General features: G+C 68.6%; 18 protein-coding genes, 2 tRNA genes and 1 pseudogene. 4 read left to right on the top strand and 17 right to left on the bottom strand.

Annotation, left to right across the window (positions count from 1 at the left end):
• Positions 1-87 precede the first annotated feature (87 nt).
• Positions 88-4,110 (bottom strand): PAS domain-containing protein, encoded by a 4,023-nt coding sequence (locus tag ACWCP0_RS14590; RefSeq protein ID WP_451079151.1) that lies wholly within the window; start codon positions 4,108-4,110, stop codon positions 88-90.
• A gap of 266 nt (positions 4,111-4,376) precedes the next feature.
• Positions 4,377-4,841: an SSI family serine proteinase inhibitor gene (locus tag ACWCP0_RS14595; protein WP_451079152.1), complete on the bottom strand. Its 465-nt coding sequence runs from the start codon at positions 4,839-4,841 to the stop codon at positions 4,377-4,379.
• A 238-nt stretch (positions 4,842-5,079) separates the two neighbouring features.
• Between ACWCP0_RS14595 and ACWCP0_RS14600 the strand changes: the two genes are divergently transcribed.
• Positions 5,080-5,170: transfer RNA gene (locus ACWCP0_RS14600), tRNA-Ser, on the top strand.
• 194 nt (positions 5,171-5,364) lie between these two features.
• Positions 5,365-5,437, top strand: a tRNA-Arg gene (locus ACWCP0_RS14605).
• Positions 5,438-5,528: 91 nt separating this feature from the next.
• On the opposite strand, the gene ACWCP0_RS14610 is transcribed toward ACWCP0_RS14605, so the two are convergent.
• The 7 genes from ACWCP0_RS14610 to ACWCP0_RS14640 form a co-directional block, all read right to left on the bottom strand.
• The gene (locus ACWCP0_RS14610) at positions 5,529-6,803 is read right to left on the bottom strand and encodes a site-specific integrase (protein WP_451079153.1); all 1,275 of its coding nucleotides are present in this window, start codon (positions 6,801-6,803) and stop codon (positions 5,529-5,531) included.
• Positions 6,803-6,985 carry a helix-turn-helix domain-containing protein gene (locus ACWCP0_RS14615; RefSeq protein WP_450722819.1) on the bottom strand — a complete coding sequence of 61 codons (183 nt, stop codon included), beginning with the start codon at positions 6,983-6,985 and terminating at the stop codon, positions 6,803-6,805. Before ACWCP0_RS14615 ends, ACWCP0_RS14610 begins: the two co-directional genes overlap by 1 nt.
• The gene (locus ACWCP0_RS14620) at positions 6,982-8,445 is read right to left on the bottom strand and encodes a replication initiator (protein WP_451079154.1); all 1,464 of its coding nucleotides are present in this window, start codon (positions 8,443-8,445) and stop codon (positions 6,982-6,984) included. The genes ACWCP0_RS14615 and ACWCP0_RS14620 overlap by 4 nt, the downstream gene beginning before the upstream one ends.
• 150 nt (positions 8,446-8,595) lie before the next feature.
• The gene (locus ACWCP0_RS14625) at positions 8,596-9,267 is read right to left on the bottom strand and encodes a DUF2637 domain-containing protein (protein ID WP_451079155.1); all 672 of its coding nucleotides are present in this window, start codon (positions 9,265-9,267) and stop codon (positions 8,596-8,598) included.
• Positions 9,268-9,317: 50 nt separating this feature from the next.
• Positions 9,318-10,733, bottom strand: a complete 1,416-nt coding sequence (locus ACWCP0_RS14630) for an FtsK/SpoIIIE domain-containing protein (protein ID WP_451079156.1) — start codon at positions 10,731-10,733, stop codon at positions 9,318-9,320.
• Complete coding sequence (locus ACWCP0_RS14635; RefSeq protein WP_451079157.1) at positions 10,730-10,945, bottom strand: hypothetical protein; 216 nt, start codon at positions 10,943-10,945, stop codon at positions 10,730-10,732. Before ACWCP0_RS14635 ends, ACWCP0_RS14630 begins: the two co-directional genes overlap by 4 nt.
• Positions 10,942-11,310: an SCO3933 family regulatory protein gene (locus ACWCP0_RS14640; protein WP_451079158.1), complete on the bottom strand. Its 369-nt coding sequence runs from the start codon at positions 11,308-11,310 to the stop codon at positions 10,942-10,944. Before ACWCP0_RS14640 ends, ACWCP0_RS14635 begins: the two co-directional genes overlap by 4 nt.
• 170 nt (positions 11,311-11,480) lie before the next feature.
• Here ACWCP0_RS14640 and ACWCP0_RS14645 point away from each other — a divergent pair, with 170 nt between their 5' ends.
• On the top strand, positions 11,481-11,960 hold the full coding sequence (locus tag ACWCP0_RS14645) for an SCO5717 family growth-regulating ATPase (RefSeq protein ID WP_451079159.1): 480 nt from the start codon (positions 11,481-11,483) through the stop codon (positions 11,958-11,960).
• A 1,713-nt stretch (positions 11,961-13,673) separates the two neighbouring features.
• On the opposite strand, the gene ACWCP0_RS14650 is transcribed toward ACWCP0_RS14645, so the two are convergent.
• The 3 genes from ACWCP0_RS14650 to ACWCP0_RS14660 form a co-directional block, all read right to left on the bottom strand.
• Positions 13,674-14,510 (bottom strand): protein kinase domain-containing protein, encoded by an 837-nt coding sequence (locus ACWCP0_RS14650; protein ID WP_451079160.1) that lies wholly within the window; start codon positions 14,508-14,510, stop codon positions 13,674-13,676.
• Between the two features lie 68 nt (positions 14,511-14,578).
• Positions 14,579-15,022, bottom strand: a complete 444-nt coding sequence (locus ACWCP0_RS14655; protein WP_451079161.1) for a hypothetical protein — start codon at positions 15,020-15,022, stop codon at positions 14,579-14,581.
• A gap of 245 nt (positions 15,023-15,267) precedes the next feature.
• Positions 15,268-15,498 (bottom strand): hypothetical protein, encoded by a 231-nt coding sequence (locus ACWCP0_RS14660; RefSeq protein ID WP_451079162.1) that lies wholly within the window; start codon positions 15,496-15,498, stop codon positions 15,268-15,270.
• A gap of 122 nt (positions 15,499-15,620) precedes the next feature.
• Here ACWCP0_RS14660 and ACWCP0_RS14665 point away from each other — a divergent pair, with 122 nt between their 5' ends.
• Positions 15,621-16,961: a hypothetical protein gene (locus tag ACWCP0_RS14665; protein WP_451079163.1), complete on the top strand. Its 1,341-nt coding sequence runs from the start codon at positions 15,621-15,623 to the stop codon at positions 16,959-16,961.
• Here ACWCP0_RS14665 and ACWCP0_RS14670 read toward each other — a convergent pair.
• The 5 genes and pseudogenes from ACWCP0_RS14670 to ACWCP0_RS14690 all read right to left on the bottom strand — a co-directional run.
• Positions 16,939-17,472, bottom strand: coding sequence for an NUDIX hydrolase (locus ACWCP0_RS14670; RefSeq protein WP_451079164.1), 534 nt, complete (start codon positions 17,470-17,472; stop codon positions 16,939-16,941). The genes ACWCP0_RS14665 and ACWCP0_RS14670 overlap by 23 nt on opposite strands.
• A 245-nt stretch (positions 17,473-17,717) precedes the next feature.
• Positions 17,718-18,494: a M48 family metallopeptidase gene (locus ACWCP0_RS14675; RefSeq protein WP_451079165.1), complete on the bottom strand. Its 777-nt coding sequence runs from the start codon at positions 18,492-18,494 to the stop codon at positions 17,718-17,720.
• Positions 18,491-21,871: a type I restriction endonuclease subunit R gene (locus ACWCP0_RS14680; protein ID WP_451079166.1), complete on the bottom strand. Its 3,381-nt coding sequence runs from the start codon at positions 21,869-21,871 to the stop codon at positions 18,491-18,493. Before ACWCP0_RS14680 ends, ACWCP0_RS14675 begins: the two co-directional genes overlap by 4 nt.
• Entirely contained in the window at positions 21,852-22,100 is a 249-nt protein-coding gene (locus ACWCP0_RS14685; protein WP_451079167.1) for a DUF397 domain-containing protein, read from the bottom strand. Before ACWCP0_RS14685 ends, ACWCP0_RS14680 begins: the two co-directional genes overlap by 20 nt.
• Positions 22,101-22,348: 248 nt before the next feature.
• Positions 22,349-23,353 (bottom strand): annotated as a pseudogene (locus ACWCP0_RS14690) (IS110 family transposase); the annotation flags it as partial.
• Positions 23,354-23,487 lie beyond the last annotated feature (134 nt).

Below are 23,487 nucleotides of genomic sequence, written 5' to 3' on the forward strand. Positions count from 1 at the left end.
CCGGGTCCGTACCGGCATGTACCTGCTCCTGCCGGGCTCCTGCTGGTGCCGGGCTCCTGCTCGTGCCCGCGCCGGTTCGTCCTCGCGCTAGTTCGTGCCGATCTTCGCGAGCAGATCCACGATCCGGCCCTGCACCTCGGCGCTCGTGGAGCGCTCCGCCAGGAACAGGACCGTCTCGCCCGAGGAGAGCTTGGGCAGTTCGGCCTGGTCGAGGCCGGCCGAGGTGTAGACGACGAGCGGGGTGCGGTTCAACTGGCCGTTCGCACGCAGCCAGTCGATGATCCCCGCGCGGCGGCGACGTACCTGCATCAGGTCCATCACCACCAGGTTCGGCCGCATCTGCTGGGCGAGCGAGACCGCGTCCGCGTCGGCCCTGGCCCGGGCGACCTGCATACCGCGCCGCTCCAGCGTCGCCGTCAGCGCGGCAGCGATGTCGTCGTTCTCCTCGATCAGCAGCACGCGGGACGGGTGCTGCTCGCTGTCGCGCGGTGCCAGCGCCTTGAGCAGTACGGCGGGGTCGGCGCCGTACGCCGCCTCGCGCGTCGCCTGCCCCAGACCGGCCGCGAGCAGCACCGGCACCTCGGCCGCGACCGCCGCCTGGCGGAGCGACTGGAGCGCGGTACGCGTGATCGGCCCGGTCAGCGGGTCGACGAAGAGCGCCGCGGGGAACGCGGCGATCTGCGCGTCCACCTCCTCGCGCGAGTGCACGATCACCGGCCGGTAGCCGCGCTCGCTCAGCGCCTGCTGCGTGGCGACGTCCGGCGCGGGCCAGACGAGGAGACGGCGCGGATTGTCCAGCGGCTCCGGGGGCAGCTCGTCGTCCACGGGGAAGGGCGCGGGCTGGTTCGCCACCTCGACGGCGCCGCCGGGGCCGTCGAGGGGCTCGGGGCCTTCGGCGCCCTCGTCCGGTGCGCCTATCGCGTACGACCGGCCCTCGGCGGGAGCGGCGGCGAGCCGCCGCTGGGGCTGCGCGGGCTGCGGGTGCGGCCGGGCGGCCGTCTCCGGGAGCGCGCGCTCGCCGCCGCCGGCGTCCTCGGGCGGGGCGGCCAGCTTGCGCCGCCGTCCGGGGGCGAGCGTCTGGTTCTGGCCGAGCGACTGGTTCGGGGCCGGGGCGGGCGGCGTGGCCTGCGCGGGCTGCCGGACCGGCGTGGCCTGCTTGGCCTGCGCGCTCGCCAGGGGGTGCTGCGTCTGCCCGGCCTGCTGCGCGAACGGCACGCCCTGCCCGAGGGTGCGCACGCTGAACGACCGGCCCTGCGAAGCGTCCGCGGGCAGCGGCGCCTCCGCGGGCAGCGGCTGTGCGACGCGCGGCGGCGTGGTTGCGGGGGCCGCTGAGGCCGGAGCCACCGCGGGGGCCGCGGGCGGTGGCGGCACGGAGCCGGTGTTGCCGCCTTCGGCCTGCGCGGGCGCCGGTGCGGAGGAGGCCGCAGGCACGGGGGCGCCGGCGAGCGCCGCCGGGCCCTGCCCGGAGGTCCCGCTGTCGGCCCACTCCGGTCCCGTCGCCGCTTCCGGGCGCGCACGGCGACGCCCGGTCGACACCGGATGCGGCTGCGGCGGGGTGTGGTCGGTGCCCGGCTCGCTGCGTGCGGCGTCGTGGCGGCCCTCGCCGTCATGAGCGGCCGCCGCAGGTGCGGCGACGCGATCGGCGTCGGCGGGCGGCAGCGCGAACGCGACCCGCACCTCCTCCGCCTCATCGCTCGCGGCCCGCTCCTGCGGACCGGCCAGCGCACGCCGTGTGCGCCGCCCACCGCCGGGCTGCGTGCCGGCCCCGGCCCCGGCGGGCTGCAGCGCGGAGGCACCGGTGCCGTTCGGGTCCGCGTGCGCTGCCTGCGTCATGACGGCAGGAGCATTGCCCTGCCCGGGCACGGGCCAGCCGGGGGCCGAGCCGTTGGACTGTCCGGCAGCCGGCCATTCCGTGGGGGTCACGGGATGTGCGGGAGCCGCGGGATGCGCCGGGACCGCGGCGGCGTTGGGAGGTACCGGTGCTGCCGCGGGCGCCTGCGCCACGGGTGCGGACGGACTCGCGGGCCCCGGCACCCCCGGCGTCGCCGGCGGCAGGGCGGGCACGGCCGCCTCGGCACGGCGGGCACGACGGCCCGTGGGCTGCGGGGCTGCCGCCGCCTCCGGGCCCACACCCTGAGGCGGAACGGTGTCGCCCAGCGCCGGGCGCCCGGCACCGGCCGCGCCTTCCGCCGCGGTGACCACGCCGCCCTCGGCCGCGAGTGCCGGTGCCGCGGATGCGCCCACCTCGGCCGGGCTCGGCCGACCGCGGCGCCGGCCGGTGCCACCGCCCGTACCGGCCGGACCACCACCCGTACCGTTCTCGGGCACGGGGCTCTCCAGGAACGCGTCCGTGGACGCCCGCCGAGCGCGTCGCCGCCCGCCACCGCCGGACTGTGCCTGTGCGGGCAGCGCGGGCGTGGCCGCCGGCGTCGCGGCGGCCGGTGGCGTCACCATTCCGGCGCCCTCGCCCAGCGGCACCTCCAGCACGTACGCGCTGCCGCTCATGCCCGGCACCTCGTGCGTCTGCAGCACACCGCCGTGCGCGGCCACGATTCCGCGGACGATCGGCTCGTGCACCGGATCGCCCCCGGGGTACGGGCCGCGGACCTCGATGCGTACGACATCGCCGCGCTGCGCCGCCGCGACCACGATCGTCGAGTCGACGTACCCGCCGCCCGCGCCCGCCACGACCCGGGTCTTGCCCGTCGAGTCGACGCCGGCCACGTCCGCGACCAGGTGCGCCAGGGCGGTCGCCAGCCGGGCCGCGTCCACCTCGGCCTCGATGGGCGGCGCGTGCACGGCGAACTGCGCGCGCCCCGGGCCGATCAGTTCGACCGCGCCGTCGACGCCGGCCGCCACGACCCCGTCGAGCAGCACCTTCGCCCGCTGCAGCGGCTCCGCGCCCGCGTCGAGCCGCTGGAAGCCGAGCACGTTGTCGACGAGCGTGGTCATCCGGGCGTAGCCGGCGGCCAGGTGGTGCAGGATCTGGTTGGCCTCGGGCCACAGCTGCCCGGCCGGGTCGGCGGCCAGCTTGCCGAGCTCGCCGCGCAGCTCGTCCAGAGGGCCGCGCAGCGACTCGCCGAGTACCGCGGTCAGCTGGTTCAGCCGGGCGGTCAGCGAGGCCACCTGCTCGTCCCGCTCCTCGGCCTCCGCCGCGTACCGCTCCGTCCTGTCGGCGAGCTCCGCCGTGTGCTTCTCGGTCAGCTCCGTCAGCTCGGCCGCATGCCGTTCGTCGCGCTCCGCGATCTCGTTGGCGTGCCGTTCCTTCAGCTCCTCGTAGGGCCGCCGGTCGGTGAACGTCAGCACCGCGCCGACGAGCTGCTCCCCGTCGCGCACCGGCGCGGTCGTCAGATCGACCGGCACCTTCTTGCCGTTCTTCGCGTACAGCACCTGCCCGCGCACCCGGTGCTTGCGCCCGGACTTGAGGGTGTCGGCGAGCGGCGACTCGTCGTACGGGAACGGCTCGCCGTCCGGCCGTGAGTGCAGGACCAGCGGGTGCAGCTTTTTGCCGCCGAGGTCGCTGGCGCGGAAACCGAGTATCTGGGCGGCGGCCGGGTTCACGAGTACGACACGGCCCTCGGTGTCCGTGCCGACGACACCCTCGGCGGCCGCCCGCAGGATCATCTCGGTCTGCCGCTGGGAGCGGGCGAGTTCGGCCTCGGTGTCGACGGTGCCGGAGAGATCGCGTACGACGAGCATGAGGAGTTCGTCGCCGGTGTAGCCGCTGCCGCTGCCGTTGCCGTTGCCGTTGCCGCTGCCGTACGAGGCGTAGGCCTCGCGGCCGTCCTCCAGGTTCGCGCTCGTGACCTCGACGGGGAACTCCGAGCCGTCCGTGCGCCGCGCGACCATGCGGGTCGGCTTCGTCCGGCCGCGCTCGTCCGCGGCATCCGGCCGCCGCATCGATCCCGGGATCAGCTTCGAGTCGAAGGACGGGAGCAGATCGAGCAGTCCTCGCCCCACCAAGGCCGTACCCGGCGTCTCGAACAGTTCCAGCGCGATGGTGTTGGCGTTGACCACCGTGCCGTTGGCGTTGACGAGCACGAGCCCGTCCGGAAGGGCGTCGAGTATGGCTGCGAGGCGAGCAGCGCCCCGGGATGGCCTGCTGCTCACGACGACGCTTCCTCCCTGACATACAGCATTTTGCGGACGGCCGGCCCCATCTTGCCCCTCGGGCCGCAGCCTGTCACTGGAGGGAGTCTAAGGGCAGGGGGTGGGGGTGCGGCGGCGGATGAGGGGGAGCTCTCACCAAGGTTCTGTGTACACGCAGCGGTCCCGTGACCCTCGCTACGGCCCGTGACCTGTGCGCTGTCCGGAGCGACCGGCGCGCACGCCGCCGTACGCGGTGCTCGCCACGTGGTCCGCGCCGAGGACGGGCGCTAGTACCGGGCCGTCGGCAGGACCGGCTCCAGCGTCTGCCACCGCCCGATCTCGCAGCCGTTGCTGCGGTCGAAGGTGGCGTCGACGGACCGCCCGTGCCAGGTGCCGGTGACCCGGGCCGTCGCCGGGCCGCCGTACATCTGCGTGCACATCGCGTCCCCGGCGAGGGGCGCGAACGGGTCCGCCCCCTCCTGGCCGAGCTCCTCCAGCCGGTCGCAGGCGGCCTGCGCCTCGGGGTGCGTGCCGCCGACCGGGCCGCAGGTCAGCTCGTACGTGCCGTCGGCCATCGGGTTGCCGGTGTCGGCGGTGATCACCGTGAGCCGGTCCTGCGTCTCCTCCGGCTGCAGCAGCGGCAGCGGGAGCGGCCCGATCCCGGACGCGGCGGCGCCCGGGGCGGTGACGACGAGCGCGGCGACTGATGCCGTGGCGGTCGCGACGGCGGTGAAGGCGAGGCGGCGCAGCATGAGTACTCCTGGAGGGTGATCGGTCGGGAGCGGCAGCCGCCCCGGCATCTCTAACGCTCCGCACGCCCGCTCGTTGCGCAACCCGGACTGACCCGCCCGGGGGTCGCCCGCCCCGGCCACGCCCGAGCGGCTCTTTGCCCCGGGGCCCGCGCGCCTAGTACCGTGGGGAGCGATTGGTGACACCCCACCCGGCTGTGTCATCATCTGCACGCACCACTCGCGCCCGCGCGGGTGTGCTGGAGGCGTCGCCTAGTCCGGTCTATGGCGCCGCACTGCTAATGCGGTTTGGGTTTTAAAGCCCATCGAGGGTTCAAATCCCTCCGCCTCCGCCCCAACACCGAAGCCCCGGCCCGACGGCCGGGGCTTCGGTCGTTCCCGGCGCGGCGACTGCGCCCGCACGTACCGCTGTACGGGCGTTTGTGCAGGTCAGATGGGGTGCGGCTAATGGATTTCGCCTGACGGCGCAGGTCATGTAATGTTGTTCCCGCAACGCCGACCGGGCAGAAAAGCCCGGAACGCACAAGCACTCGTAGCTTAACGGATAGAGCATCTGACTACGGATCAGAAGGTTGCAGGTTCGAATCCTGCCGAGTGCACAGCAGACCAGAGACCCTGTGGAGTGATCCACAGGGTCTCTGGCTTTTGCCTTGACGGCAGTGTTTGACGGCAACCGCATTCGGGAGCGGATCAGACGGCTATCGGGACACCGTCGTCATCGTCCGGGTCGTTGCCGTCACCCCTCAGAGCATCCCCGACGCGATCGAACGCCGAGCGCTGCGAGTCGAGCCGTACGAACGTGTAGATATCCATGGTCACGCGGATCGAGCTGTGGCCGAGGACTTCCATGATCATGCGGGCATCGGCACCCTGTTCGTGGAGGAGCGACGCGCAGGTGTGGCGTAGGTCGTGGAAGCGGACCTTGCGGACGCCGGCCCGCATGCACAGCGCCTCGAAGGAGCGGTTCAGGTTGCGCGGCTCTATCGGGGTTCCGTTCCGCGTGGTGAAGACGAGCCCCTGGCCCGTTCCCTTCCAGTTGCTGCCCGCTCCCTTCCGGTCGGCGATCTGCTGGGCGCGCTGAGCCCGGAGCGCCGTTACGCACTCGGCAGGCAGGGCCACACGACGGGCCGAGCGCTGCGTCTTCGGCGCGACGATCAGTAGTTCACCGCCGACTCGCTGGAGGGCCTGCCGGACGGTGAGGACGCCTTCGTGAAGATCCACGTCCGACCAGCGCAGCCCCAGCAGCTCACCTCGCCGCAGGCCGATGCGGACCGCCAGTTCGTAAGTGGCCCATAGTCGGCTATCGCGGGCCGCCGCCAGGAGCTGACGCCCTTCCTTGGCCGTGAGCGGTTCGATCTCGCGCTTCGTTCCCATGCTCAGCTCCACGTTCCGGGCTACGTTGCGGGGCAGCTCGTCCTCACGTACGGCGTGCTGGAGAGCCGCACGCAGGATGACCAGCAGAAAGCGCACGGTCCGGTCAGACGGGAGCTTCTTGCAGCACTTGCCGAGGGCGCAGCAGCGCCGCTTGTGCTCCGGCCGCTTCTTGTCCTTGCCCTGCGCGCAGCACTGGCAGGTGGCGGCCGTCTTGGCGAGGAAGGCGCGGATGTCTCGGGCGGTGAGCCGGGTCAGCTTCTTCTTGCCGAACTCCGAGGTGACGTAGTTACGGACGAGGGACTCGTAGTTGACGTAGGTCGTCCGGCGGACCTTGCCCTTGGCGACGTTCGCCAGCCAGTACGCCAAGTACTCGCTCAGCATCATCTTGCTGGTGGCTACCGGGAGACCGCTCAGGGAGTCGGCCTTGAGCTTGGTCAGCTTCTCGTGTGCTTCATCCCAGGTCTTGCCGTAGACGCTGCGCCGCTTGTACGTGCCGTCGGTCGTGAGCACGTACGCGCTGCCCTCCCAACGCCCGTCCTTGCGCTGATAGATGGTGCCCTCGTTGTTGGCGTTCTTCTTCGGCTTGGCCATCAGGCAGCTTCCTGTTCGGTGCGGAGGGATATGTAGGCGACCACCGCGGCTTCGCTGATGCGGCGGCAGCGACCGATCTTGAAGGAGGCGAGTTCGCGTGAGCGGATCAGGTCGTGGACCTTCCAGCGGCTGATGCCGAGACGCTCGGCGACCTGGTCCACGGTGAGCACGGCCGTTGTCATGCAGGCACCAGCCCTTCTTGCTTGAGGCTTTGGGCGTGGGCCATGTCGTGGCGGACTTGGGCGGCGAGGAGTTCTTCGCCGGGACGGTAGCCACTGCTGAGGTAGGTCCACGAGGAGGCGGTGACGAGGGTGGTGTTCTCGTCGTCGGCGGGAAGGCCGGCGCGAATGCGGGCGGCTTCGGCTTGGGCGGTGCGCCAGGCACGGCGTACGTCGCGGAGCGCGCCGAGGGTGGTGGAGTAGGCGCGGGACTTGCTGGAGAAGTGGCCGCGGAAGCCGAGCATGTGAGCCCACTTCCAGAGCTTGAGGTGGGCGAACTCCGGCAGGTGGCCGAGTGCCCAGGCAGTGCGGATCATCTGCCGGGCGTGCTGCTGTACGCGGAGGTCGGTGAGGGGTTCGGCTTGGCCGGTGCCGTCGCAGTCGGCGCAGAGGTCGCGGAAGCCGTCGGGGCCGCGTACGTAGCCCCGTCCGGTGCAGGGGCGACACATGAGGGTGCGGTCAACGGTGCCCGCGCCTTCGGCATTCTTGGTGGCGTACTTGGCGACGTATCCGGCGACTTTGGCGTCGGTGAGTTCGCCGTCGCCCAGGGCGGAGATCTGGTCGACCTTGAAGCGGTCGCCCCACTTGATCACGCGCTCGCCGATGGCGTCGGACTCGATAGTGAGCCGGGCACGCTCGACGGCCAGGCCCGCGGCGACGTGGAGGGCGTCGAAGGTGGCCCATGGTGGGGGCGGGGTGGTGTGGCCGTCGGGTCCGTCGAAGCGGATCACCGCGTGGAAGTGGACCAGGCCGCGCTTCTGATACTCGGCGACCTTGGCGAAGGAGACGCGCAGGGCTGCGTTCAGCGCCTTCTGCGTCATGCCGAGGTGCTCGGCGAGGGCGCGGCGCAGGTAGGTGGTGAAGCGTGCCCACAGCTGCCCGGCGTGGGCGTTCCACAACACGGCGCCGGTGTAGTCGTAGGTGGCCGGGTCCAGCGGGGTGCCCAACACTGGGTCGTCCTCGGTGTGGTGGGTGCCGCAGGCGCAGGGGCGGGGTTTGCCCGCGCTGTCGGTCTTGCGGTTGTGGACGGGGCCGAAGGAGGGGGCCGTGAGGGTGACGAAGGCGCGGGGGTGGTCGCGGACGGTTTCGGCGACGCTCTTTCCGCCGGACAGTCCGGCCTTGATGAGGTGGTAGGTGTCGGCGGCGTACACCCGTGAGCAGGCGGGGCAGCGGGAGGAGCGGCGGTTGCCGCAGGTGGTCAGCAGCCGTCCGGAGGGTTCGTCTTCGGAGCGGTAGGAGCGGACCACTTGCTTGGTGGTCTGGTCGGTGGTGACCGTCCAGCCGTGCAGGTTGACGGGGCTGGTGCAGCCGCGCAGGTTGCGGACCTGTTCGGTCACGCGGTCGAAGTCGTCGGTGTTGGCCAGTTCGATCAGGTCCCGCAGGCCGGGGCTGATCACGTGGCGCAGGTCGAGGGGGCGGCGCATGAGTGGCGTGGTCTCCTTCCTGGCGCGAGGGTGGGGCCTGCGGGCAGCAGCGATTCAGTGCGCTCGGGCTGCTGTCCGCAGGCATGACAGGTCGAGCCCAGGGGGTGGGCGGGGCGGGATGTGCCGGGAGGCCGGCGGAGGAGTGCGGCCCTACAGGGCGGCGTGAAGGGCGGTAGCCATCGGCAGGCCGATACCGAGCCGCATCTTGAGCTGAGCCGCGGTGATGGGTTCGCCGTGTTCTGCATGGTGGGATGCGGCGATGGAGCGTGCTTCGGACAGCAGCGGCTCAGGCACCGCGACCGCAGGCGCCGCCGGGGCCTTAATCGGAGCGTCCGGGGCGGGGGTGGGTTCGGCAGACGCGGCCGGTTCCGGGTCGGGCTCGATGGCTTCCGTCGAGGCGGGAGCCGGGTTGGTGGTGCGGGTGACGGTGTGGAAGGCCCGCAGGAGCTGGGGGCCGACGGTGCCCCAGCCGAGTAGGAGCAGCGGGGCCACAGCGTCCACGGCGGCGCGGCCGTAGTGCCTGGCGGCGATCGGTTCGGCGACGTTGAGAGCCAGGGTGAGCAGGCCGGAGAAGTGCATGAGCCGGGTTGCCGCCTTCATGTCATCGGCGGGCAGGCCGCGCAGGGACAGGTAGCGCAGGGCGACCAGGAGGCCGACCACCGACAGGTCCACCATCGGTGCAATGAGCGGGGCGATCGGCCCCGGGACGCCCAGGCGCAGGGCGAGGGCCCACACATTGCCGAAGGAGAAGACGAACGCCAGCGCGGCGATGACGATCATCACGGCGGTGATGGTGCGCTGCGTGATCCGGTCCTCAGTCATGGGTGTTCACCTCCTTTCCGTTTGCGTCGTGACCGGCCGAGGTCGGACGATCAGGCGGCGTTGGGCTTGGTCAGGTCCACGTCCGTGTCCCCCATGCGGGGGCCGAGGAAGCGTTCCAGGAGCGTGTAGGGGTCGGCGGTCAGGTGGGCGGTGTGATCAGCGACGTGTGCCGCGTCCGCGTCTGGCACGTAGGGGGTGCGGATGCGGGTGAATCCGGGCTGGGACTGGTGGCTCATCGAGGCGACGCCGACATAGGCCGGGTCCTGGAGGTTGACCGGGTTGGCGTCGGGCCACTCGCGGATCTCTTCACCGAGAGCGGCAACGGCGGCTTCGGCGGTCTTCTGCGCGAAGGACAGGCCGACGGGGCACACGTCCCGGATGAACGTGGGGATGGCGTCACCGGTGGACTTCTGCGTGGCGAGGATGACGAGCATCCCCACGCTGCGGCCCTTCTTCACCAGGTCTTCCACCAGGCGCGCGTTCTCCGCCGCGAGCGCGGCGAGCTTTTTCGTCTTGGGGTCGGAGCCCTTGTGGTCGCGGAAGTAGGTGTGTGCCTCGTCGATGATCAGCACGACCAGCGGCCAGTCCTCGGACGGGCCGACGTCCCACATGCTCTTGACCCCGAGGATCTTGCGGACCCAGGCCGAGCGCACCCGCCGCAGCTCCACCAGCAGCATAAACAGCCTGTTGGCTTCCTCCAGGTCGTCACCGACGAAGGCGAACATCCGCTGCACCCAGTCGGCATAGTCCCCTTCGTGTGCGGCGGACACCTTGCCGTCCGCGCACGCGAACTGCACGGTGGGCGAGGGTGCCCAGTCGGACAGAAGCCGGTTGATCAGGCTGGTCTTGCCGTAGCCGGGCAGACCGGCGACGGTCACGCCGGGCACCTGCGTGAGATACACAGACACGGGACGGGCGTACTCATCCAGCCCGAGGTCCCACCGGGCCGTCTCCTCGGGCGCCATGATCGAAGGGCGGTGTTCCGTAGGGAACTTGAGCGGATCAAGCCGCACACCGCGGATCACGACCTGTCCGGGCTTTTCCTGCGTGACCGCGACCCGTGTGCAGCCCCAGGCGTCCGCCAGGTGAGGGGCCGCCTTCTGGTACTGCTCCAGGCCCACCCCGGGCAGGCAGTTCGCCCGCGCGATCACCCCGTACATGTCGTGGTCCACGTTGAGAGCCGGGACCAGGACGCGGGGCTTGATCGGCTTGCCGTCCGTGTTCGACAGCGACGCCATCACGGTCGGCGTCTTGTCCGTTGCCGACAGCTTCAGCATCGGCGCCAGCCGCTTCCATCCCCGCCTGATACGTACGGCCTGCCGGATCGACTGCCGCGTCATGGCATCGGCACGCAGGTAGCGCAGTATCCACAACACCGCCCACCCAGCGAGCACGGCGAGCATCACGACCGCCACCAGGGGCCCGTAGCGGAAGGCCCCTTCCACCGTGTCGTTCCATTCCCTCACGTGTCGTTCTCCTTGCTGTGGCCGTAGAGGAAGGCCGCTAGGGCCGTTTCGAGAGCCGCCCAGTCCTGGAGGGCGGCGAAGCGGGGGTAGCGGTGGCTGACGAGCACGGCCGCCACCGAGTTGACGAGCGATTCGGTGAACCGGGGGTCCGGCCCGGCGTGAGGCAGCGGGTAGCTGCGCTCAGCGCCGAACCGGAAGTCGGTGTCACTCACGCCGCCTTCTGGGGCGTCTCTGCCACAGCGGTCGGGATGACCAGCTCCAGAGCGGTGGCCCGGTAGGCGATGCCGTCGGAGAGCTGACCGTTGAAGATCCGCGCCCACGGGGTGGCGAACAGGTCCACCGGCATCACCGGCACGCCGGGCTTGAGGCCGTTCGGGAGGCCGGTTTCCGGCACGGTGATCTTCATCGCCTCAGCGCGGTCCTCCTCCATGAAGAACAGCGTGATCGTGTAGAGCTTCGCGTTCGTCTCACGGTCCAGCGCGAACTGCGTCTTCTCCTGGTCCGCGTACTTCGGCACCGGCAGGGTGCCGACCATGAACGACGCGGTCGGGAGCATGCCAACACGGATACGAGCCATGGGTGTTACGTCCCTTCGGTTGCGCTGCGCCGGTGTGGCGTAGCGAGATCCATTGAACATAGCTGACCTAGCACTGTCAAGTGACGGCAGTGAACTAGGCTACAGCAAAGATAGCGCTGCTATGTCAGCGGGGTGTGCTAGGGCTGCTAGGAATCGTTACTCTGGAGCGCATGAGCCCAGCGCCAGAGAGCAAGCAGGACCGCCGGCCGCCGTATCAGCACGCAGCCGACGAGCTTCGGCGCGACATCCTCAAGGGCCGGATCAAGCCCGGCGAACAAATGCCGTCGATCCGTGAACTACAGGAACGCTTCGGTGTCGCCAACATGACCGCGCGAAGCGCGCTCAATGTCCTGCGTGACGAGGGCTTGATCTACACGATCCACGGCCGGGGCAGTTTCGTCGCCGACCACGACGCGACCGGCGAATTCGGCGTCGACTACACCCCGCCAGCCTGGTACCTCGCCAACACGTCGGCCGAAGTGGACGAGGCGAGGGAGGGGGAGCCGGACAGCCCGAAGGCCGCCGGACCCTCCCTCGCCGAAATGCTGGCCGAACTACGCAACGCGATCCGGACCCTCAGCGCCGAGCATCAGGAGCTGCGCCGGGAAGTCGAGGCGCTGAAGACTCAACGGCCCGACCCTCATTCCTGAGTCTGGTGACTTCTTCACGCATCTGCCGTGTTTCACGGCTCAGCCTGGCAACCATGGTCACCATTTCCCGGACCAGTTCGGTCACCTCGACCGCCTCCCGGACGTGAATGCTGATCAGCTCGCTTTCCTCGTTGGTTATCTTTTCGGTCATGTCTCCCCGTTCACTGCTGCGCTGTTGCCGCGTAATGCACGAACCCAACCGGGCAGGGCTTGCCCGAAGGCTTGCCCAGCGGTTGCCCACCGACGGATCGAGGCTTGCCCGCGCCGACGGGTAAGCCCTTGCGGTCGCCCCGCATCCACATCTACCGGAGCGCCAGCCAGGCCAGCAGGTATCCCGGCCACCCCTCCCACCAGGCGGGCAGGATCCTCTGTTCACGTCCCGCAGCGCGGGCCTGGGTCTTTCCGTCACGCTCATGCCGCCTCTACTCCCTCGCCCGGCAAAGGCACTAGGGTCCGGAGAATCGCCGGTTTGGCTAACCGGCACTTCGCTGCTAAGTCGTGCATCCGTCCTCTTTGGGGGCGCGCCTATAGAGGTATGCAGAACGGCTCGCGTGTGACCCTCCTTTCCTGTGATCCACGCCACCTCCTGTCCTTTGGCCTGGAGGCGCAGCGGCCAAGAACAGTCGGTCACTTGCTGTAGGTGCGAGGAGTCGGAGCGGTGTGACAGTCGGCACCTAGAAATTCAGTCCAGCACTCACCACTCACCGAATCAGTCACCATGACCGGGCCCCCGAGGTCACGAAACGATCCCGGCAAGCTTGGTGAGTTCCACGTCCGCCGACCGACACGTCACCAGGGCAGCACCGACCCCCGACCACAACCCCGATCATCAACCCCCTCCAAAGATCACGGAACGATAACGGCGAGGCTGATGTGCTCCCCGTCAGGCCCGACCACGGCATCTTCAGGTCCCGAGCCTGTGGATAGTTTTCGCGGAACGTCGGAACGAACCCACGTATAGTGCCCAAAGAGCGGCATAGCGGCATAGCGGCACGTGAACCGTGGAACGAGTGAGGAGTCGAGGGGCAGCGCATGCCGCATGGCCGGCCAAGGCCCATGCGCGCCGGAGCTGTTCAGAGTTTCTTTACTGGATCAAGGCGGCCCGCCTACGGCGGGCCGCGCGCGCTGGCGGCCAAGGGCCGCCGCCGCTCCTTGTCTCCGCCACCGCTCCTGCGGCCCCGCCGCTCAGCGCGCAGCACCGCCAAGGCGGACAGCCAGACCAGGAAGCAACCCGACCACTCCGAGCAGTAGGACCAGGCCGACGTCCACCAAGCGCGACCGCGCCACCCAACCGCCCATCGGTCAATGCCGCATGGCCCGCAGAACCGCAGCCCGAGCCCAGTTGACATGCCACGTCGGCAACGTCCAGGCCGGATCGACGCGCGAGCCGTGACGCATAGAAGAAGCGTGGCTGAGGCCGGCGGGTGGTTGCTGGAAACACACGTGACGGGTGCTCGTTCGGCGCACCCGCCGTCGTGGCTGACTTTCGGTGGCTCAGGTCAGGACCCCCCTCTCAATTCGACAACGTGAAGCAGCAGTTGGAACAGCACCCGGTCCCGGGCACGCCAAGTGCCCCGGTACCATCGGCACCGGGGTCCTGATCAGGGCTACCGCGACCGGACCACCCGGAATGCTGTCCAGGCTGAGGGTGGTCCGGTCTTTGCGTTGTGGCCGTAGCCGTGCGAGCGGCGCCGATGAACCGGCGCTTCGGGATCAGCTCAGGGCCTTGCCCACCTCGTAGATGGTGGGCCGATCCTCGGGAGCGTGGCTGAGCATCGCGTCGATCAGTTCACCCAGCTCACCGGGCGCCTTCACGGGACGACGCTTCCCGTTCGCCACGGCCTCTCTCTGCACGGGGCGCGGGGAGTCGTCTGCATACTCGACCGCCCGCCAGCCCGTGGCGGAGATGAGCAGGGACGCACCGAGCGCGTAGATGTCGGCTTCCTGCGTCGGCTCGGCTTCTCCGGTGGCGAGCACGCTGCGGGCAATCTCCGGCGCCTCGTAGTGGACGAGGCAGCCGCGGAACGGGAAGTCGTACCCCTCGGGCACGTGTCCGCCCCGGGCAAGGGCGAGGTCGATGAGATGCGTCCGCTCCGGCCCGATGATGAAGTGGGCGGGCTGTACGTCACCATGCGTCCATCCCTTGGTGTGAAGTTCGGCCAGCGCCTCCACGCAACCCAGCGCCACGCTGGTGTGCGGCTCGACGGAAGACCCCTCGGTACGGCACGGCTCCCACAGCCGGTACAGGTCGGGCCCTTCACGCCACGGCTGGACGTTCCACGTCCCGCGTTCCCACTCCCCGTATGCGATGTCGTCAGCGCCGAGTCGGTGGAGAACGGCACCCTCACGCGCGGGTGCGAGCGCGGTCCAGGGCTGGGCCGGCCACTCGGGCGTGGCTTCGATCGGATACCCGAGCTTCACTGCGTACCGGCCGCGACCGCTTTCCACGTCCCAGACGGAAGAGCCCCGGCGGTTGAGCACGAGGCGCTGTGACGTGGGCATGAGCGCGTCGAGCACCACGATCGGAAGTTCGGGGTGTGAGCCGGACAAGGTGCTTCTCCTTCCTGGCGGTGCGGCCGACCTTCAGCAAAGGCCGGCCGCGACGCTCTTGCCTTGGGTTACGCCTGACCGTACGGGCGACCGCAGTCCGAGTCGCACTGCGCCAGGTTCTCGCCGTTCACGGTCCAGAGGTCGTCGAAGAGCATGAACCCGGCGGCCTTCATGGCGTGCGCCGAAGCGGCGACCATCTGTGGATCGCGGCGGCCCCCACCAGGCTTCGGGTTGTGGTGGAGGAAGCGGCCTGCGTACTTCTCGCAGAGCTCGGCGTACTCCTTCGTGTGCAGGATGAGCGCGTGGAGGCCGAGGTCCACGTCATCGGACGGGACCATCGGGACCGTGGCGGTGGCCGCGGTGACCAGGAAGGCAACGGCCTGGTCGGCGATCCGCTCGGCACGCTCGGGGGTCTGCGCGTTGTGGATGACCACGAAGTGGGCGAGGCTCTCGAACAGCTCCTCGCCTGCCACCGCGCGGCCGGTCCTCTGGTCGTTCGCCGTTGCAGTCATGCGTAGATCTCCTTTTCTGAGGCTGTGCTTGCCTCCCGCCCCGGCCGCCGAGCTCGCTCATAGACGACCAGGAAACGGGCGTGGATGGCCCGCCCTGAACGGGGACGGGGGAGCCATTGAGTCGGCACCCGTCCAGGGCGGACCGGTCTAGTTGCTGGTGCCGAGGGCCATTCCGATCACCAGGCCGCACGAGGCGCTGATGCAGATGATGAAGAGGACCCCGGCGTACCGGCCGATGACGCGCATCACAGCCCGACCCGGCTGTTGCCGTTCCTCACGGCGAGTCGGGCGCTCAGTTCCTCCCGCGGCCTGAGTGCCACGACCTTCTCCGGCATGACATCCCACTCGACGCCGCCATGGATGGGCCGCAACTGCACACGCCCACCGACCGTGCCCATGACGACGCCAATGCGTCCGGTGTCCGTGTCCTTGGCCAGTTCACCGATGCCTGGTCTGGTCTGCTGATTGCTCGCCATGCACAGGAGGATCCCGATCCATGGGCCGCCACCAGAAGGTCCGGCTGATTACCCAACTTGGGTAACATCACGAGAGGTAGAGAATTAGCGACGTTGCGTAGCCCTCACGTGGGAGCCCGCCGATGCCCCAGTCGTCCCGGCCACAGGAGTTACCTGCCGGTCTACTCACCAATCCCGAGATGATCAGCGCATGTCGGATTCGGGACTTCACGAGGGTCTTCCAGCTGGTGAAGGCCAAGGCGGGCATCTACCCGTCGATGATCGCGAGACGATGCGATCTGACGCCTAGCCGAGTCGGTGAAGTCATCGCTGGTCGCCGTCAGTTGCTGCACATGGACGTCATCGAGCGCATCGCGGACGGCTTGCGTATCCCAGGCCACATGCTCGGGCTTGCCCGGCGACCTTGGGAGACGCCACAGGCTCTCGTCGTCACCGAGCCGGAGGTCCCTCAAACGCCGAAGCCAGAGCGGCAGACACGCGCGTCTCTGCCGGGGCCAGGTGTGGATAGCATCCTGTCGTTGGCCGCCCGAACGAGCCTCAGCGCGGCCACGCTTGAGGCGTTCCGGTCCTCCATCGAGGACTACTGGCGACGGGACGACCAGCACGGCGGCGAGGCCCTGAGGCCGGCCATCGTCGGTCAGCTCCGCCACGTGGTTGGGTTACTGAAAGAGAGTCGACCGCCGACCATCCAGAACGGGCTGTACGGAATCGCGGCCGAGCTGGCACGCCTCACCGGCTGGACCTACTTCGACGCCCGCCAGTACAACCAGGCTCGCGCGTACTTCACCGAGGCGCTCCAACTGGCCAAGGAGATCGACGACCGGCAGTTCATGGCCAACGTGCTTGCCTGCATGAGCTTGCAGGCGACGTACCAGGACAAGCCCGCGGACTCTCTGGCACTCGTGACCGCCGCCCAGGACCAGGCCCGCTCAGCCCTGGGCGCCACCCCACGCGTCCTGTCGATGCTGTCCATGCGTGAAGCCTTCGCCCACGCCACCCACGGCAACCAAACCTCTACTCACCGGGCGCTCGGGGAAGCGCATCGCCATTTCGAGCAGATTCAGGCGACAGACCCGGACCCTTCATGGGTAGCCTACTTCGACGAACCGAAGCTCATCGTGGACACGGGCATTGCCCACGGCCGACTGGGCGAAGCGGCGACCGCAGAACCCTTGATCGCGGACGCTTTGCGGCGGGAAAACCAGACCAACCAGCGCGGCCGTGCCTTTCACGCGTTCTGGCTGGCTCGTACGCAGCTGGACCAGGGCAAGGTTGATCAGGCATGCCACACCGCCACGCAAGCTCTGAAGCCCGCGTCGGCAGTGGCCTCCGAGCGAGTGTCAGGCCACCTCAGGGAGTTCTACGACCAGTTGGCCCCACACAGGCAAGAGCCCGTTGCCCTGGGCTTCGAGGCGCGGCTACGGGAACTCCTCCCACCGGTCAACGGATCGCTTCATCCATGAGCAGGTACAGCAGACCGACCAGCGATCCACTGCTCACGATTTCCCGGCGGTCGATCATCCCCCGCACCTCGCTGAGGGGGATCCACTCGATGCGGTCGGACTCGTTCTTCTCCGTGGGAGGCCCGGCGTAGGTCGCGCCGTCCGCGCGGAAGACGTGGTGCTGCGAGTCGGTGATCCCGTTGGCCGGCTCGGCGTAGATCAAGGGCTTGATGGGGCCAGGGCGCCAACCTGTCTCTTCCAGCACCTCGCGGGCAGCTGCCCCCTCCGGAGACTCGCCCTCCTCCACAAGACCCATGGGCAACTCCCAGGCCCAGGAGTCTGTGATGAAGCGGTGTCGCCACATCATCAGGACCTCTTGACGCTCGTTGACCACGGCAGCCACGGCCAGATGACGAAGCTTGACGACGTGGTACTCCCACCGGCGACCGTCCGGCTGCTCCACATCGGTCAACCACAGGTTCACCCAAGGGTTCTCATAGATCGGACGTTCCCCGTGGATCTTCCACTGCATGGCTGCGGCCCCTCTCGATCGACTTCCAGCATCGCAGAAGTGAGCTGTGGTCTCATCAACTGCGGAGAAAATGCGTCAGAGTGACGAAATGGGGATGTGTGGAGTGTGGGGACCTCCCCGCCGAGTTCCTTGCGGGAGGCCATCGAACTTCTTGATTTGAGACGATCAAGGTGGTGGGGCTTGCACCGGATTACGGCGTCATGGGGCCCAGGCCGTCGTAGGCCACCCGCCACTGGCCAACGGCTTCATGTCTTCATTTCCGGGAGCCAGAGATCGGGCCCGAGCCGTCTTAGCCGGTCGCGACGGGCATGGCAGTCGGGCATGGCCCGCTGAACCGTTCGCCAGAATCGTTCGCTGTGATCGGGCGCGTGCACATGAGCGAGCTCGTGCACTAGTACATAGTCGATCAGATCGGATGGAAGCTGCATGGTCGCCCAATGGATGTTGAGATCGCCATGGAGCGAGCACGACCCCCAGCGGTAGCCCAGAGGCCGGACCCGGAGTTCACCGCAAGCCACGTCCATCCGCTGGGCCCACGGCCGGAGCCGACCGGGCAACCAGGTCAGCCCACGCCGGGTGTACCAGGCGATCAGGGCCGTGGACGCATCGTGGAGCACGTCCTGCCGGATCTCCAGTCGGCCTCGCAGCAACCGCACATCGGTCGGGCCAGTCTCGACGACCAGCAGCCGGTGGCTGCGCCCCAGGTAGGGAAAGCCCTCTCCGGAGACATACTCACGGGGGGGTCTGCCTTCGCTCAGCGACTCGCGTTCGGCGAGCTTGCCGTACAGCCATTGCCGCCGGCTTCTGATCAGCTTGACCAGCTCGGCTTGCCCGGTCCCCGGGGGGACGGTGACGCTGACGGTCGAGTCACGCTCGACGGTCAGCCTGACCTGTCGCCGTCGCTCGCTGACCCGCACCTGTACGTCGAGGTCGTCGACGCGCAGGACCTCGACGGCCGCTGGACCCTTCATGGTCACATCCTGGCACCCGTCACTGACATCCCCCGCCAGCCCTGGCGTCAAGGACGCGGAATCTCCGTACGCCGGTGTCCGATCACTTCCACAAGCTGGTCAGCCAGCGAGTCGACCTTGTCGATGGGTGCCGCATCCTTGGTGATCAGTAACTGGACGGTCTGGCGTCGGAAGTCCTCCTGGTCGACCGGGCTACGCCAGAAATCACGCCGATGGGTCACCTGCTGGGCGAGGGTGTAGACGCCGGTGCTGATGTCGCACAACCACTGGTCGGTCTCCGGGGCGACCACTCCGTCCTGCGCGGTTTCCTCCAACAGCACGCCATATAGGGCCCGTTCGACCGAGCTGAGCGGATCACCGGGCGCGGAACGGTCGGTTCGCAATTCGGCGACCAAGTCAGCCAGGAGCGCGGCTTGTTGTTCCCAGTTCTCGGCGTATTCGCGCAGAATCTCTTCGAGGCGCTGACTGAGCCGCTTATAGAAGCGCGGGTCCCTACCCCGGTTGATCTCGATGTGGTCCCGCACGGCGTGCTCCATCTCCGAGGCACGGGTTCGCGCGCCGGGCAGCGCCGCTACCTTCTCCTCGAAGTCGTCCGCTGTCAGCGACACCGGCGGCAGCTTCTGGTCGATACCCAGCGACAGCAGATGATCGTCGAGCAGTTGCCGGACCTTCGCGCCGTACGCGCCGGGGTCGAAGTCGCCACCGTCGACTCGGAACCTGCGCTTGGCCCGCATCGCGATCTCCGCGTAGAGGGTGGCATCTTTGAGGAAGGGGCGCACGGCCGGTTCGGGCAGGATGACGTCGATGGTGGTGAGTAACCGCTTGAGCTCGGCCTCGAACCTGTCGAACAGGGCGCCGTCGTTCAACAAAAGCACACAGTCCTCGAGGGTTGTCCCGGAAGGGGGCACACCGTGGTCGGTAAAGACCGCTTGGAGGCGGCGACGTATCGGATCCAGCTTCGCGACTTCCTCGCGGAGGTCGACGAAAACTCCATCGACATCGTCGGCGGAGTAGGCCTTGAGAGCTTCGGTCAGATGGTTGGCGACCCCGAAGTAGTCGACAACATAGCCGCACTTCTTGTCCTTGGCCGGCCGGTTGACGCGGGCCACCGCCTGCAGCAGCTCGGCCTGTTTGAGCGAGCGGTCGATGTAGAGCACCTGCTCGATAGGTGCGTCGAAGCCGGTCAGCAGCATTGACTTAACGATCAGGAATGCGACCGGGTGGTCGTCCGGGCCGAGTTCCGTCGGAAACGGCTTTGTGAAGTCGTCGACCCGGCGTTCCTGCGGCTTCTGCGCGGTCCACTCGGCGAAGCGCTCTTCGTCGTCGGTGCCCGGTGAGATGATGGGAGCGAAGTCCATGGCACGGAGCAGATCGAGATTCCGGTGTGCGTTGACCTGGGCGATCTGTCGGACGGTCAGCTGGTCCAGCGGAGCATCGAGCAACCGTGCCGGGACAGTCTCGGCCTGGTGGACCAGCTCATCCCTCGCGGCGAGCAGAGCCGTTCGGTAACGCAGTGTTGCCTCCCGGCTGTTCGCCACAAGCTGGGCCTTGAACTTGCCGGGCAACACGGTCGTGACGTAGTGCCGGAGCAGGTGCCTGGCCTTGGCCGTGATCAGCTCCTCGGATTCGAGCACGTCGCCCTTGGTGGCGTACCGGCGCTGGAGAGCCTCGCGGTCCTCGTCGCTCTGCTCGGCGAACAGGTCTTCGAAGACCTCGTCGAGGTCACGTCCGTCTTTAACCGCGCCCTTGACGGTGTTGCCCTCGTAGAAGATCCGCACGACCGCGCCGTCGGCCTCAGCGTCGGCCAGCCGGTAGGTGTCGATGACGTTGCCGAAGATCTGGGAGGTCTTCTTCTGCTTGCCCATGATGATCGGAGTCCCCGTGAAACCGATCCGGGCGCAGTTGGGCAGCGCCTCCAAAAGGTTCATGTGCAGAGTCGAGCCGTGCGACCGGTGCGCCTCGTCGATGAGGACCACGATCGCGCTGCCGTCGTTGAGCTCCCCAAGTGAGGGAACAGCCTCGACCAGCTCGCCGTTGGTGGACCGTGCCGCTACGTCCTGCTGCTTCTGGATCATCACGGCGACGATGCCCGGGCCGTCGGCCGCCAACAGCCGCTTGGCCTCCTTGACCCGCTTGGCCTCTTCGACTTCTTCACCGGTGAGCCGGAGCGTCTCGGACAACTGTTTCTGAAGCTGGGTCCGGTCCGTGACCAACACGACTTTGATCGCGGACAGTTCCGGTATCGACCGCATACGGCGGACGAGGAAAGTCATGGTGAGGCTCTTACCGGAGCCTTGGGTGTGCCAGATGATCCCGCCCCGCCGGTCCTGGGCACCGTCCTCTTCCCGCGTGTCACCCGTCAGCAGGCGCTCCAGGGTCTTCTCAACCGCGCGATACTGCTGGTAGCGCGGCGCGGCCTTGATCCGGATGCCGTTGTCCAGCGTCATGAAGGTCACGTAGTCGTGAAGGATCTGCAGCAGCCGCTCAGGGTGCAGCACCACTGCGGTGAGCCGACTTTGCTCGGTGACCGACCGCTCGTTGCACTCAAGCCCGGCCGCGATGACCGCGTCGGTCAGTGGGTAGGGGTCGCGCCACGGTGCGTAGTGCTCGGTTTCGGCCGTGAACGTGCCCAGGCGTGCCCGCTCCCCGCAGGTCGCCAGGGTCAGCTGGACGGTGTGGAAGAGCTTCGGATTTCCCGTGGGTATCTGACCGCGGCCCTGGCCGGCGTACCGCCTCAGCTGCGTCACGGCGGCGGCGATGGCGTCACCGCTACTGGGCTTCTTGCACTCCACGACGACCAAGGGGATGCCGTTGACCAGCAGCACCTCGTCGGGTGCGATGTGCTTGAGCCCGCTCGTGCCCGGCACGTCGACCCGGAACTGGGACACAACCACGAATTCGTTGCGCTGCCAGTGCTTCCAGTCGATGAAGTGGACGCGCTGGTCCCGGCCTCCGTCCCAGCCTGGCAGACCAGGCACGGTGACGCCCTTGATCAGCAGATCGGTCGTCAGCTCGTTGGCCTCCAGCAGACCCTTGGCCGTGATCCGAGTCAGCTCGCCCAGCGCCTGGCTGATCCGCGCGTCGTCCAGCCAGGGTTCACCATCCGGCCCCAGGTTGATGCCACGGAGCGCCTTACGTAGCCGCGATTCCATGAGCACATCGGCGAACGATTCTCGTCCGGACTTCGCCGGGTCCTCCGGCTTGAACGCGCCCTCCTCCTGGCCTGGCAGGTGTTCCCACCCCATCAGCGTCAACTGCCGGAGCAGTGGCGCCTCAACCTGTACGTATTCGGGCCCAGACACGAGCGTTCCTCGCTTCACGTCAGCATGCGATCGGCAGCAGGCCCAATCATTGCCTGCGGAGACCGCAACACGCCACGGATTCCCAACTAGCCGGGCAGCCCCAGAGCTAACGTCCGAGTTCGCCACGCTTCACCCGCTCCAGCAGCCCGACGAAACGCTCCCGCTCAAGCTCAAGCCGCCCACCCTCAGGATTCTTGGAGTCCCGGACCCCGACACGGCCACACAGCTTCGCAAGCCTCATACAGGCATCGTTGTTCATGCCGCCCAACGACGATCCGATGTCCCCTGCTGCGGTTCCCCGAGATCCGACTGGTCTTCCTGGAGAGCCATCGTCAGTGGTCTTCGCCCGCGACAAGGTGGGTCCGCCATGCCGTCACCATGTGGGGCTACCAGCGCTACCTCGGCCAGGTTCCATGGTCGTCATCAGCGATACCACCGCCGCAGCCTCCAGCCCAGGCCACAAAGCCCAACTCCGCACGTCATCGACCGCGACGCGTCACTCCTGGAATGCCGGGATACCTCCTCCCAACACTCCCTAGCGGGGGGGTGCCCCTATCCCTTTGGTCAAGGGAAACGGGGGTGCGGTGGGTCGGGGAGGCGCGACCGCTTGTTCCCTCTCCTGGATGGCTGTTCGCCGCGGATCGATGAGCCCGAGCTCCGGGTCGCCGGGGCGAGTCCGGCGTAGGCGGCGAGGTGGCCGGCGGTCGGGAAGGTGCTGCCGTCGCCGACCTCGATCAGGATCCTGGCTCCGGTCCTGACGCCGACTCCCGGCATCGACGTCAGGACTTTGGAAAGAGGGTGAGCCTCCAGCAGTTCCTCGATCCGCCCGGCCAAGAGTTTCCGCTGGTCAAGGACGGCCGTCAGCGAGCCGGCCAAGCTCGGGACGATCAACGCGGCCGCCTCGGTCCCCGGGACCGTCACGGTCTGCTCGTCCAACGCGGCGAATATCTCCTCGACCAGCCGCTCGGCCATCCTCGGCGCCTTCGGCCGCAGCAAGGTGATCAGCCGCCGACGGCCGGCCTTACGGATCTGAGCCGGTGACCCGAACCGTTCCAGCAGCGTCAGGACGGCCGGGTGCTGCAACCGCGGTCCCAGCACCCGTTCCAGCGACGGATGGATCTGCGTCAAAGGGCCGTGCAGCCGGTTCGCGACCCGGGTGGCCTCGCCGGCCAGGTCGTCGTCGAACCCGACGATCATCTCCAGCTCGGCGATCGTCTCGTCCTCGCCGTCGATCGCCCGCAGCGTGTGGGGCATCGCGCGGGCCGCGTCGGCGATGATGAACGCGTCCTTTGCGTCCGTCTTCGCCTCACCTGGGTAGAGGTCGGCGATCCGCCGCATCGTCAGCCCGGGTAGATAGGCGACCGGGCAGCCCATGTCCCGGGCCAACGCCAGCGGCAGGGCGCCGATCGAGGCCGGCTGGTCGACCACGACCAGCACCGTCCCGTGCTTGGCCTTCAGCTTGGCGAAGAGCTCGCGGAGCTTGGGCTCGGTGTTGGGCAGGCGCTTGTCGAACGCCTTCTTCCCTGCTGGGGTGACGGCGGTGGCGTGGTGTTCGCCCTTGCCGACGTCCAGGCCGAGGAAGACGTCGATGTCGCCAGTGTCGATCACGTGCAGGCCCCTCCATCACGCTTTCGTCCGGCCTTGCCTCGGCACCGAGCTGCCACATCCACGTTACGGAGAGCTCTTCCGGCTCGGGTGAAGCCGGTGCTCAAGCCCCTCATCAGCGGTCCGTCGATGCCTCC

Source organism: Streptomyces sp. NPDC001970, from assembly GCF_053594115.1.